The sequence below is a fragment of the Paenibacillus sp. FSL R5-0923 genome (genome assembly GCF_038009145.1).
In the GTDB taxonomy this organism is placed as follows: Bacteria; Bacillota; Bacilli; order Paenibacillales; family Paenibacillaceae; genus Paenibacillus_AQ.
In genome coordinates, this window is sequence record NZ_JBBPAT010000001.1 from 3,670,490 (window position 1) to 3,683,844 (window position 13,355).

Consider the following 13,355-nt stretch of genomic DNA (forward strand, 5'->3'; position numbering starts at 1 on the left):
CCCCATGGAACGAAAATTAAATTCGGAAATGTTTGTTCTACGAAGTATTGCCTGCTTAAGTATAGCGCTGTTACATGCTTTATATCGAGTCTATGACGATGGGAACACGCCTTGGGTAGAGTCAGTGGGTCTACTGCTTACATTTGGCACACCGGTATTCGTATTTATCTCGCAATTCGTATTGTCTTTTGCATACCCGGACGGAATTCCCGCGAAATTTTGGGAGAAACGGATCAAGTATATTTTGCTTCCTTACTTTTTTTTCGGAGCTTTGTACGCAGGGTTAAAAGGATTGGATATGGCGGGCAGTGAGGGGATTCCGCTTCTTCAGGCTTTTTGGTACTTTCTCTGGCGTCATTGGTTACTTGGCGATTTTCATGGCTACTTTATCCTAATTATCTTTCAGTTTTATGCCTTGTTTCTTTTATTTCAAAAGCATGCCAAAAAATTCACTCCACGCTCTATACTGATTGCGTCATTCGTTATAAATGTGGCTTACTTAGGTTTTTTCAATTTCACCAAACCCGTAGATACGGTAGCTGCTCAATATATTTGGGATAAATTGTATTGGGTTTTCTCTCCGGGGTGGATTTTCTACTTTACTGTGGCTTATTACTTGGGGCGAAATGAGGCTTGGTTCCGGGAAAAATTAAAACAGTTCCGTGTAGCTGTCTACGTGCTTCCAGTTGTAACAGGCGCGTTTGTGCTATTCGTGAATGGGCAAGGCTGGATTACGGCACATAGTTCCAAGAGAATTGATATGTTACTTTTCGCCATGAGCATGATTCTACTACTCTTCACAGTGGCTTCTTCATTGAAAAAAGTGCCGCGTGTGCTGGAGTGGAGCAGTAGATACTCCTTCGGCATATATTTGCTTCACCCGTTGTTGTTGGCTTTATTCGTCAAACTTCCTTCTTCGTTCGGGTTGCAAAACCTTGGACTATTCAGTGTGCTTCTCCAATTTGTCGGATGTGTGGTAGGATCGGCGATCATCATGAACATAGCGAATCGTATTCCAGGCGGAGCCTTTGTGTTCGGTCGAGTCGGGATTGGAATCAATCAGAGAAAACCCCCGAAACCGCTGGATAAGCCCATAAGCTCGAGTATAGGGAACATGAACTAGCTAAAAATAGACCACTAAACTTCCGTTTTTCAGGTGATTAGTGGTCTTTTAATATTGTCTTGGCTCTTACATCGCACTAGTTTCGGACCGTATAGTTGTTATTTCTATAAAAACACACATTTTGGTATTGGTTTTGAGCAAAAAGCAGCATCTGAGTCCAATAATCTCGCAAAATGGACAAAACCATTAAAATAAGGGCACCTCAGACCGATCAATAATCGAGGGGATCTGAAATAGTTGGAATTATCGGTGAATCCTATTATAATGGGTTTCTTGATTAAATGTAATTATGAATATTCAAACATTTACATCCAGAGAATAATGCATCGTGCAGAACTTTAGGAGGAAACGAAAGTGGAACTTGGAATAAGTACCTTTGTCGAGACAACGCCCGATGTCCAAACGGGTGAGACAATAAGTCATGCAGAACGACTACGTGAAGTAGTGGAGGAAATTGTACTTGCCGAAGAGGTGGGACTAGATGTATACGGAGTGGGCGAGCATCATCGTAATGATTATGCGGCTTCATCACCTGCGGTTGTGTTAGCTGCAGCTGCATCGTTGACTTCGAAAATTCGTTTGACCAGTGCCGTAATGATCCTGTCTTCAGCAGATCCCGTACGTGTATTTCAAGATTTTGCAACACTAGATGGCATTTCGAATGGACGTGCAGAAATTATGATCGGCCGCGGCTCGTTTACAGAGTCTTTTCCATTATTCGGCTATGATCTGAAAGATTATGAAGAACTCTTTAATGAGAAGCTGGAATTGTTATTAGCCATCCAAAAGTCAGAAAAAGTAACCTGGAGTGGTAAACATCGAGCGGCCATAAAGAATTTGGGGATTTACCCGCGTCCGGTTCAAGATCCGTTACCGATTTGGATTGGGAGTGCAGGTAGTCCAGAGTCTGCGATCCGCACTGGAGCATTAGGTTTACCTTTTGTATTAGCTATTATTGGAAATGTTCAGCCGCTTGATTATGCGAAGCATGTGCAGCTTTACAAAAAAGCAGCGGCTGAAGCCGGATATGATCTTTCAAGCCTGCCTATTGCCTCACACTCACACGGGTTTATTGCTGAGACTAATGAGTTAGCACTGGAGAAATTTTTCCCTTCAACGCATGCTCGGACCAATGTGCGGGCGAAGGAAAAAGGGACACCGCCATACCATCGTTCCGATTATGATGCAGCATGCAGCTTTGATGGCGCTCTGTACGTAGGTGATCCAGAAACCGTTGCGAACAAAATCATTCATCTTCGCAAGCATGTGGGAATTACGCGATTCTTTTTACATATGCCCCACGGTACAATGCCTCATGAGGATGTTATGCAGGCGATTAGACTGCTGGGAACGGAAGTAGCTCCTCGTGTTCGTGAAGAAGTAGCGCGCTGGGAAGCAAGTAATCGTTAACGAATAAGCTGCGTCCTTAGGACGTGGCTTTTTTTGTGCGGTATACTAAAATAACGAATAACGTTATATAAGGGAGGGGCAATGGAGACTATTCATTATTTATCTCAATTCAATTTGCTTCAATCGTTAGCGCTGGAAGATCTAATGGAAATGGAAGAGTTAACTCGAATAACAGTAGTTCCGAAAAATACATATATCCAGACACCGACAACCTTCTCTGAAGGATTATTTTTTGTGAAAAAAGGAAAGGTGCGTTTATACCGATTGAATGCGGATGGGAAGCAGTTTACTTCGGATATTCTGAGTGAGGGTAATGTTTTTGGTGAAATGAACGTGATTTCGTTTGGAACCAAAGATCATTACATTGAAGCCATGGAAGAGTGTCATATCTGTACAATTGATCCTGTAAGATTTGAAGAATTCGTAGCTACTCGACCTAGATTTTTGATGTCATTAATGCAAGTATTGAGTGATCGTATAAAAAGTATGAGTCAGTTAACTCAAAACCTAGCCATCGGAAATCTGCATGATAAAATATTGTGCGTTCTTTTAAAGCTATCTGATCAACTAGGCGTTAAAAGTGAGGATAATTATTATAAAATCAATGTTCCACTGTCACATCAAGAAATCGCCAATTTGATTGGTGCGAGCAGAGAAGCGGTTACTGTGGCATTGCAAGAATTGGTAAAAGCTGAGGTGCTTCAGACTGGGTTCAAAACTATACGTATCCATCATGATAAGATTTTGGAAAGAAATTTATAAAGATTATGAGTTGTAAATGAGATTACATCTTTGTGGTTAGAAATACCCGTATCCTAGATATAAGAAGAAGGTTATCCAAGCCTTTAAAATCATAGGTGAAGGGAAGATTTCTATGGAGCATAGGAAGGGAGCTCGAAAAGTTAGCGATATTCCTGCTGATGTTGTAGGACTATTGCATAAAGGACAATTACAGACTGTAAATCTAACGGAATGGCTTGCTGTCGACCATATGGTTTTGTTGGAAAATGTGCTGGACGAGCTAGGTTTTGGACAGGAATCCGAACCAATTTTACAAAGGCTTCGCGATTCATCGGAAAAGAAAATCATGAAGCTCATACCGGCTATCGCGCGGGAGTGGCAACAGGTATTGGAGTGCAAATCAGAGGTGGAACAAGTCCGAGTATTCTCAGCTTTAGCGCAGCATCGTTCCGATAGTGTCCGCTGTTGGGCTGCCTATATGATCGGTCTAAATCAATCTTTAAGTCTATCGCAAAAGCTAATGGATATCCGTCCCTTTGCAGCGGATGATCATTTTGGGGTACGTGAGATTTCATGGATGGCTTTAAGGGAATCGGTCATTGCAGAATTGGATGAATCCATTAAGTTCTTAGAGAGCTGGGTTCATGATCAAGATACGAACATAAGGAGATATGCAATCGAATTGACGCGGCCACATGGGGTATGGGCGAAGCATATTACTGCGCTAAAAGAAAACCCAGCAATAGCACTTCCATTATTAGAACCACTTAAGTCAGATCCGGCAAAATACGTTCAGGATTCTGTAAGTAATTGGTTGAACGATGCGAGTAAAAGCAATCCAGACTGGGTGCAACAGCTTAGTGAGAAGTGGTTAATTTCTTCGGATTCCAAGGAAACGAAACGGATTGTAACACGGGCAACTAGGAGTATTACTGATCTACGTTGAAAATGAATTGTCGCTTTAGAATGGATGATAAACGTCAAACACTATGGCTAATTAGCTAATAAGTGTTGGCGTTTTTTTATTGTAACGAAGAAGGGGGCTTGGATAATTAAAGATATCTAATAGTTCTGATTTATTATTTAAACCTAGAAGCGCATAAATATTTATATTGTTAATCTCGAATCCTTATGTTATACTCAAAAACACAAAATGTTATAAAAACTAACACGAAATTGAGTTGAGGAGGATTTGACTATGAAAATACAAACATTTCTGAAGGTTAGTGTCATTTTATCGGCGGTTTTGTTAGCTGACTCGTCAGTTAATGTTATTTTTGCTGACGCGATGGAAAGTGCGTATAAACCGAAAACGCATGTTCTAAAGGCGAATTCGGAGACTGTTCGCTGGGGGAATATTGGTAAAGGTGATCCAGCTTTAACAGTACAATCGGGAGATATTGTGACGGTTGAGGCCATTACGCATCATTCCGGTGATGATTACGATCGGATGATTAAAGGGGATGCGGGTGTTGAAGATGTTTTTCACTGGATAGAAGGGGAGAAGAACGAAGCGCTTCGTGGACCAGGCGTACATATTTTGACGGGACCTATCGCAGTAGAAGGCGCTGAGCCAGGGGATGTTCTGGAAGTGAAGATTCTGGACATGAAGCTGAGACCTAATGGAAATGACCAATATGCAGGCAAAACCTATGGCGTGAATGCCGCGGCGAACTGGGGTTATCTATACGGAGATATGGTTGAGGAGCCGAAAAAACGTGAAGTGGTCACCATCTATGAGATGGATACTGAAGGTGGGACGGATTATGCAACAGCTGTTTATAACTACAAATGGACAGTGCAAACCGATCCGGATGGTCAAGTGCACCCGACAATCGACTACCCAGGTGTAATTGTAGACCATAATACGATTGATAAGAACTTTGATGTATTGAAAGGTATAAAGATTCCAGTACGTCTCCACTTCGGCACGATGGGTGTGGCGCCTAAAGAAGCGGATATTGTAGATTCAGTACCTCCTTCATACAATGGTGGCAACGTTGATGATTGGCGGATTACTGAAGGTGCAACGATGTATTATCCTGTATCCGTACCGGGTGCGCTACTGTCAATTGGTGACCCGCATGCCGGCCAAGGGGATTCAGAGATTAACGGAACTGCGATCGAGACATCAGTTACTGGTGATATACAAGTTATTCTTCATAAAAAAGCAACGCTTAACCAAAAACTGAGTGGGTTAAGTTTCCCATTACTTGAAAATGAATACGAATGGGTTGTGCATGGCTTCAGCTACGCCAATTATTTGGAGGAGCTGGGGGCTAGTGCTCAGACGGATATTTTCAAAAACTCGTCCATCGACAAAGCAATGAAGGATGCCGCTCATAAAACAAAAGATTTTTTAATGGCTGGAATGGAATTGAGCGAGGATGAAGCGTACTCACTGATGTCTGTGTCCGCGGATTTTGGAATTACACAGGTGGTGGATGGAAACTGGGGTGTGCATGCTTTGATCGATAAAGGCCAATTCGGTGATTCGGAGCGCAAGGCAGTGGGATTACGTAGCAGCTTTGAAAGCTTTGGTGCGAAGGTGAGCTGGAAGCCGACTACTCAGACAGTAACTATAAGCTACAATAATAATGTTCTAGAGATGAAAGTCGGGGCGACGACAGGAATGTACAATGGAGAGATCGTTAAGCTCGTTGCTCCAATAGAAGTTGTAAAAGAGAAGGTTCAGGTCAGCGAATATTTCGCAAAATTTTATAAAGCTAAGTTATCTAAAACAGAGTAGGTCGAATTAGCAATCATTTCATAAACATAATAAGATCCAAACCAGAGAAGAACCGTCTTAAAGTCGGTTCTTTTTTTATATATTTAGACCATCCTGATTTTTGTGGCGTTTTAATAAGATTTGGTTTTCTACACGGACTAGACCATCCAGACAGTAGATGGATTCATGCATAAACCGCTCCATCTCTTCAAGGTTCTCAACTAGAATATGAATGTGAAGAATGCATGGCCCTGTCATTTCATAAAGTACGGCTACGCGTTCATTTTCTTTTAGGACTCTGACAATATGATTTAAATGGGCAGGCTCCACTTCAAGCTCTAGATACGCCGAAATTTTCTTTCCTAATTTTTCTGCGTTGATGACGATTGAGAATTGCTCAATAATTCCTTGATTGACGAGCCGATCAATACGATCCTTAACCGCGACACTTGATAAATTAACTTCTTTAGCTAGATCGGTGTAGGAAATTCTGCTGTTTTGAGTTAGGCGTTCTAAAATATGATTATCGATTGGATCAAGCATACGGAGTCGTTCACCTCTTTTTTCGTAATTGTAACAGAAAAAAATAGGCAATGCCTAGTAGTGCGTCACAGCAGGAGTGTGTCTCAGCATTCTCAGCTTAAGATGTTGACATTGAAGAATTATTTCACTATACTGGCTGTAATCTTATATACGATATACGTTGAAGAAGCCCAGTAGTAGCTTAGTCCCTGTTTCAGAAAGCCGGGGGTTGATGAAACCCGGTACACACTAAGAGTACGAATTACACTTTGGAGTATCTCGGCTAACACCGAGCGGAATGGCGAACGATATCTCGTCACGAGTGGCATCAATGCTGTGTTTTAGCATTAGCGTTTCATTGGTGCAATCTGGGTGGTAACACGGTTATTCAATCGTCCCTATGTCTACAATAGACAAGGGGACGATTTTTTTGTTTTTAAATATAAGGATTTATAAGTTTCTCTTCATCAACTATCCTTATATTCGCTTGGCGGACTGATGATTCGTTATAGGATATCTACTAATTTAAGGGGTGTTAGGCAATGAATATTATCGATGAACTAGAATGGCGCGATGCCATCAATCAACAAACCGATGCCGAAGGGCTTAGAGAATTGACCAACCAGAAATCCGTTTCGGTGTACTGCGGTGTAGACCCGACGGGTGACAGTATGCATATTGGTCACTTGATTCCGTTCATGGTACTCAAAAGATTCCAGCTTGCAGGACATCGTCCGGTTATGCTAATTGGCGGTGCTACAGGTACGATAGGTGATCCAAGTGGACGACAATCCGAGCGTTCATTGCAGACACTGGAGCAAATCCAAGCTAACGTAGATGCGCTTACCGCACAAATGAAAAAACTGTTCGTTACTGATGGCGACAATCAAATTCGTATGGTGAATAACTATGATTGGACGCATAAAATCAATGTGATCGAATTTTTGCGTGACTATGGTAAGAACTTCAGCATCAATTCGATGCTTGCCAAAGATGTTGTAGCGAGCAGATTGGACAGCGGAATTTCCTTTACTGAATTCTCTTACCAAATCCTGCAATCCCTAGATTACCTGCATCTGTACCAGCATGAAGATGTGCAGCTGCAAATTGGTGGCTCCGATCAATGGGGCAACATTACAAGTGGTCTGGATCTGATCCGTAGAAAAGAAGGACCTGAAGCAAAAGCATTCGGTCTAACGATCCCGCTTATGTTGAAAGCTGATGGAACAAAATTCGGTAAATCAGCTGGAGGAGCAATCTGGCTCGATCCAAACAAAACGACTGCGTTTGAGTTCTACCAGTTCTGGGCGAACACTGATGACCGTGATGTTGTGAAATACTTGAAGTACTTTACATTCCTATCTAAAGAGCAAATTGATGCACTTGCGGAAAAAGTTCAGACTGAACCGCATAAACGCGAAGCACAAAAAACACTTGCTGAAGAAATGACCAGATTCGTGCATGGTGAAGAATTGCTGGAGCAGGCTAAACGTATTACTGCTGCTCTGTTCAGTGGAGATATCAAATCCCTAACTGCTGATGAGATCGAGCAAGGCTTCAAGGAAATGCCGACCTACGAAACTACACTGGAATCTAAAAATATCGTAGAGTGGTTGGTTGATCTCGGTATCGAGCCGTCTAAGCGTCAAGCACGTGAGGATATCACCAAAGGAGCAATCACCATGAATGGTGAGAAAGTTAGCGACGTAGCACTGGAAGTTACAGCTAGCGAAGCTATCGGCGGCCGGTTTATCATTATCCGTAAGGGTAAGAAAAACTACAGCTTGGTGAAATTGTCCTAAAAATAAGAGCCTTCCTTATGAATAAGGGAGGTTTTTTGTTGTATTTTAAGTATAGAGGCGGATCATTTGCATATTAAGTGAAATTTGAAAGGTGAAATAGCGAAAATTATGGTAAGCTTAGGATTCGTGTGATTTATGGATTAACATGATATTCTACAACTATAACAGAAAATTAGGAGTGGTAATTTGAGAAGACAAAAACCAATGACCATGGAAGAATTGATGAATGAGTTACAAGGACAGAAAACGTATCAAGAAGATCCCAATCACATCTCTTTCGAGAAATTGTTTAATGAAGCGTTTATGAGTAAGTATTCCAATTACAAAAGTTTCGATGAGTTTGTAACCAAAGGAAACTTTCAAGTAAAGACAGAAGAAGATGTTGCTGACATACCTGATGAACTTTTTGATCGTCATGTAGTTAGAGAGACTAAATTTGCGGATTGGAAATCAATGTTGGAAACAGCGAATAAGGAATACGTCCGTAATTAAAGAAACGGTGTCTGGTAATGCTCTATTTATCTTCAAAGAAAATACACTCCGCATTGTTTTAACAGACAATGGGGAGTGTATTTTTTTATCTCTAGATATTCGACAAACTATGATGTTTTACTCATCGTTGATGCACATACCTATGATTTAATTGAAGAAATAGGAAATAGGTTTCATAAAGGTTGTATTTATATAGGAGGGGCAGAATCGTATGACAACTTGCATACAGACCTCGAGGCCTGCGACTCTTCATGTCATGTGGAAAACCGTCTCAGAGGATTGTAATCTAGCCTGTGATTATTGCTATTACAGTACTGCCGGGGGACATCCTCAGCAACCGATCCGAGTGATGGATACGGAGCTTCTGGAGCGGTTTATCGCTCAGTACATGAAAAGATCATCAGGGATAGCGACTTTCTCTTGGCAGGGTGGGGAGCCATTATTGGCCGGACTTTCGTATTTTGAACAAATGATTTCATTCCAAGCTAAGTACGCTCCACCTCATACGATGATCAGTAATGCACTGCAGACGAATGGAACGCTTATCCATGAGAAATGGGCGAAATTTTTTAAACGGTATAACTTTTTGGTTGGGATTAGTCTGGATGGCCCAGAGCCTATTCATGATGCTCATCGTGTAACGGGTTCGGGAAAAGGCAGTTATGATCTAGTTATGCGTGGGATTCGTCATTTACAGAATGAGGGTGTGGAGTATAGTATTCTGACGGTGATTCATGAAGATAACGTGACGAAACCAGATGAGTTGATGGCATTTTATCTAGAACATACCTTTCCGAATATTCAGTTTATCCCCTGCATGGATTTTGTTTCTCAGAAAAGTGATGTAGCGGGACGTTTCCGAATTACACCTGAACAATACGGAGTCTTTTTATGCCGTACATTTGACCTTTGGTACAACGGTGGGTATCCAGAGCTTCCTATTCGTATTTTTGAGAATATGCTTCTTGTATTCATGCATCGTGAGGCAGAGTTATGCGTTCACAACTCATGTTGCCCGAAGATGATGGTGCTTGAAACGAACGGGGATGCCTACCCTTGCGATTTCTTTATTGATGAAGAGCATAGGCTAGGAAATATCGGCCAAACTGACCTGGAAACACTGCTAACCAGCCCAGTATATGATGATTTTTTGTTAATGAAGCCCAATATGAATGAATCATGCTATAAGTGTGAGTACCTTAGCTTTTGCAATGGGGGATGTCCGCGCAACCGGAATTGGCTTGATGTTCATGATCGTACTGAGGTTGATTATTTCTGCCGTAGTTATAAAATGTTCTACTCATATGCCTATGAACGGATGATACTGCTAGCAAACCGACTTAAATCGGAGCAGATGCTGGAGTTCAGGAAAAGTGCCAAACCACTTCCAGGTAGAAATGATCCATGTCTCTGCGGAAGCGGGAAAAAATTTAAGAGTTGCTGTCAACCACTATAGCTCAAATTAAAAAAAGGCTGTCCCAACAATGAACTGCACCCCGTCAAGTAGACAGTACAAAAAATAAAAGTAGTTTAAGCGGCCTTAGTCCTAAATTCAATGGGACTGAGGCCGTTTAATTTTGCCTGTAACCGTTCGTTATTGTAAAAGTGAATGTAGGTATCAATATCTGTTTGGAGTTCTTCAAAGGTCTGGTAGGTATGTAAGTAGTACTTCTCACATTTCAATGTTCCCCAGAAGGATTCCATCGGCCCATTGTCAATGCAGCAGCCTACTCGGGACATGCTTTGCTTCAGTTCTGCATCGTCCAGCATCTTCTTAAAATGCAGAGAGGTATACTGGAAACCGCGGTCGCTATGGAGTAAGGTTCGGCTCTCCGACGCTGCCTGCAATGCTAATTCCAGCGTGTTAAAAACTAGCGAATTATTATTGGAATGGCCCAGAACGTAAGCAACAATGGAATTGTCATACAGATCTTTTATTGCACTTAAATACGCCTTCTTACCCTTGCCGTATTTGAATTCTGTTACATCCGTTACCCATTTTTGGTTTGGAGCTTCCGCCTCAAAATTACGGTTCAGCACATTCTCCGCGACCTGCTGAGGCGTGGAGCCTACATACTTCTTTCTTTTTCTGCGGATGACAGACTGGATACCTTGGCGTCTCATGAGCCGGTATACTCGTTTTGCGTTAATAGATTTGTTCATTTGTCTGCGCAAATGCAGGGTCAATTGACGATACCCAAAGGTTCGTTCCACCTTCTCATACAAGAGAAGCATAGCCTCTGTCAGTTTCTCGTTTTCGGTCTCTCGGGAACTGGGTTTGCGATTCAACCATTTATAGTAACTTGACCGTGAAATCCCTACGATTTCACACATAAGTCGAATGGAGCAAGACTGTTCCTGCTGAACGGCTTGAATGGCCAGATAGATGATCTCCTGGCGAATGGTTCTTAACGTCTCCTCCTTTCGAGTTCCTCTAACTTTTTTAGAAAAGCATTCTCCGCACGCAGGCGTGCATTCTCGTACTCCAGCTTTTGCATCGCGAGTTTGTGGCGATCTGCTTCCGTAAGTTCTTCGGGCGCTTTAGTACGTCCTCTGCCGTCTCGTAACGCCTCTTCACCGCCTGCTTCGTACTTCTTTACCCAGCTATATACTTGTTGGTAAGACACGTGAAAATGGCTTGCCGCCTTCGTGTAGTCTTCTCCGTTCGAAAGGCAGTACAGCACGATATCTATCCGTTCCTGCCAAGTGGTTACGCGTCCTTTGGTCATAGCTTTAGATCCTCCTGAATGAGCTGTTAAGCTGTTGCTATGACCATTATACTTCCTAATCCAGTTGGCAAGTTGGGTTGAACTTGCAATCTTATACTTGCAGATGATTTGGTTTTGTGACAATCCTCCCTCGAGATAATCCTTAACGGCATGGAGTTTAAGTTCTGCGGAATACGTACGGTTGTGGATTCGAACTTCCAGCCCTTCGTACCCATACAATTGATAACGTTGCCGCCACTTCACTACAGAGGTTTTGGATAATCCATATTTTCGGGCCGCAGCTTTCAAACCAATGTCGCCCCGTTCAATTTCTTGGAGAATCGTTAATTTTTCGAGTGCCGTATACTTCTTTTGTTCCATAAAAATACTCCCCATACAGCAGCAGGTTTTTATTATTTCGCCTGTCTACTATATGGGGAGCATATCACAATCATGCAAATGGTTGTGGGACAACCTTTTTATTATGTTAAAGAACCATTTGATTTCTCATCATAATAGCCGCGCCAGTCACCACAGCTTCTTCTTTTAATGTACCTAGGGAGAAGTGAGGTTGGTATTCAGGATAACGGTAAGTGTTTCGCTGTGCCACTTCAACCGCCGTTTGGAAAAACAACTCGTGAGAGTGGATGAGCGCACCACCTAGAATGATGGTCCCAGGATGAAACAGGTTGATAACGTTGGCGAGGCCAATACCGAAGTGAATGGCGGCTTGAGTAAATAATTCACGCGCATGTGGATTACCGTCTCTAAAGGCTTGTACCAATACATCATAAGTTAGTTTCTCAGGCGCCACTTTATATCTTTGGAAGATCAGATCGTTGTCTATTTTCGCCTCTGAGCGCGCACTTTGTTCTAGCGCCTGCACAGATACGAATGCTTCCAGAGCTCCGTAGTTCCCTTCATTATTTAATCGGGGTCCATCTGTCTGGATGATCATTTGACCAATGGCATCTTCCATATCCATCGTGCCATGAACAATACTTCCATGCGACATCATCGCATAGCGGAGTCCTGCTCCAGCATGAACATAGAGCATATGTTGAATGTTAGCGTGACGGATGGACCATCGTTCTCCAAGGAGTGCGGAATTGGCACCGTTGTCGAGTAAAGCTTTGAAGCCCGTTCGTTCCTGCACCAGTTTGCAAATAGGGAGATTGTTCCATCCAGAAGAAGGGAAGTGTAGCGGTTTTAAGATTAAACCATTTTCCCGGTCAAGCGGTCCCACTGCTCCTATTCCTATCCCAATAATTTGACTGTCCTTCAGCTGATGGTCTCTAAGGAAGGCGCGTATTTGATTACTTATGTGATCCATAAATCTTTCAGGTGTGAATGCCTGATCCATTCGCCAGTGAACAATTGATTTTGGGTTCATTTGCATATCAAATAAACCAAGGGAAGAATACAGTCTGGAAATCTCTAAACCGATGATGTAGCCGTAGGAAGGATTGATCTGGTATAAAATAGGTCTTCTGCCTCCGCTAGATTCCCCGAATCCGCATTCTATCAGCAAGCCTTCTTCCGTCATCTCATCTAATATTCGGGTCATTGTGCTTTTGGTAAGTGAAAATGTCTGTAGAAGATCTAACTTGGAAACAGTGCCTTGTTCGGCGATTCGGTCGTATAGGTGTTTTTTTGGTGATGGAATGTGTGTCGAGCGCTTTTCCACGATATACCTCCAAGCTATATATAGGATGAACTAGTAAGATCGTATTTTATAAAGTTTGTATTTATTAACATTAATATAGTATAACGCATAAACCATAGATTGTATTTTACCGTTCAAAAAACTTAATTCCATTTTGGGAAAA

The 13,355-nt window shown here is 42.2% G+C and carries 11 protein-coding genes and 1 other annotated feature; of the genes, 8 read left to right on the forward strand and 3 right to left on the reverse strand.

Going from position 1 to position 13,355, the window contains the following annotated elements; all coding sequences use genetic code 11:
• The first annotated feature begins 4 nt into the window (after positions 1–4).
• From MKX35_RS16415 to MKX35_RS16435, 5 genes are all read left to right on the forward strand, one after another.
• On the forward strand, positions 5–1,123 hold the full coding sequence (locus MKX35_RS16415; protein WP_076300886.1) for an acyltransferase family protein: 1,119 nt from the start codon (positions 5–7) through the stop codon (positions 1,121–1,123).
• Between the two features lie 354 nt (positions 1,124–1,477).
• Positions 1,478–2,533 carry an LLM class flavin-dependent oxidoreductase gene (locus tag MKX35_RS16420; RefSeq protein ID WP_076286738.1) on the forward strand — a complete coding sequence of 352 codons (1,056 nt, stop codon included), beginning with the start codon at positions 1,478–1,480 and terminating at the stop codon, positions 2,531–2,533.
• Positions 2,534–2,614: 81 nt separating this feature from the next.
• Positions 2,615–3,295, forward strand: a complete 681-nt coding sequence (locus MKX35_RS16425; RefSeq protein ID WP_076286739.1) for a Crp/Fnr family transcriptional regulator — start codon at positions 2,615–2,617, stop codon at positions 3,293–3,295.
• 112 nt (positions 3,296–3,407) lie between these two features.
• A complete protein-coding gene (locus tag MKX35_RS16430) occupies positions 3,408–4,220 on the forward strand; it encodes a DNA alkylation repair protein (protein WP_076300887.1) in 813 nt (270 codons plus the stop codon).
• Between the two features lie 252 nt (positions 4,221–4,472).
• On the forward strand, positions 4,473–6,023 hold the full coding sequence (locus MKX35_RS16435) for an acetamidase/formamidase family protein (protein ID WP_076300888.1): 1,551 nt from the start codon (positions 4,473–4,475) through the stop codon (positions 6,021–6,023).
• Positions 6,024–6,098: 75 nt separating this feature from the next.
• Here the strand turns inward: MKX35_RS16435 and MKX35_RS16440 are convergent, their stop codons facing one another.
• On the reverse strand, positions 6,099–6,545 hold the full coding sequence (locus MKX35_RS16440; protein WP_076286742.1) for an Lrp/AsnC family transcriptional regulator: 447 nt from the start codon (positions 6,543–6,545) through the stop codon (positions 6,099–6,101).
• A 151-nt stretch (positions 6,546–6,696) separates the two neighbouring features.
• Positions 6,697–6,927, forward strand: a binding site (T-box leader).
• A 139-nt stretch (positions 6,928–7,066) separates the two neighbouring features.
• On the opposite strand from MKX35_RS16440, the gene tyrS reads away from it, so the two are divergent.
• From tyrS to MKX35_RS16455, 3 genes are all read left to right on the forward strand, one after another.
• The gene (gene tyrS / locus MKX35_RS16445; RefSeq protein ID WP_076300889.1) at positions 7,067–8,326 is read left to right on the forward strand and encodes a tyrosine--tRNA ligase; all 1,260 of its coding nucleotides are present in this window, start codon (positions 7,067–7,069) and stop codon (positions 8,324–8,326) included.
• Between the two features lie 204 nt (positions 8,327–8,530).
• On the forward strand, positions 8,531–8,818 hold the full coding sequence (locus MKX35_RS16450) for a hypothetical protein (RefSeq protein WP_042189061.1): 288 nt from the start codon (positions 8,531–8,533) through the stop codon (positions 8,816–8,818).
• Between the two features lie 211 nt (positions 8,819–9,029).
• Positions 9,030–10,274 (forward strand): anaerobic sulfatase maturase, encoded by a 1,245-nt coding sequence (locus tag MKX35_RS16455; RefSeq protein WP_076300890.1) that lies wholly within the window; start codon positions 9,030–9,032, stop codon positions 10,272–10,274.
• A 74-nt stretch (positions 10,275–10,348) separates the two neighbouring features.
• On the opposite strand, the gene MKX35_RS16460 is transcribed toward MKX35_RS16455, so the two are convergent.
• Both MKX35_RS16460 and MKX35_RS16465 read right to left on the reverse strand, forming a co-directional pair.
• Positions 10,349–11,907 (reverse strand): IS3 family transposase gene (locus MKX35_RS16460; RefSeq protein WP_143759361.1). Its coding sequence is split into 2 segments (ribosomal slippage): positions 10,349–11,274 and positions 11,274–11,907, totalling 1,560 coding nucleotides; the frame shifts between segments, so codons are not numbered across the junction.
• 106 nt (positions 11,908–12,013) lie between these two features.
• Entirely contained in the window at positions 12,014–13,213 is a 1,200-nt protein-coding gene (locus MKX35_RS16465; protein ID WP_076298781.1) for an ROK family protein, read from the reverse strand.
• Positions 13,214–13,355 lie beyond the last annotated feature (142 nt).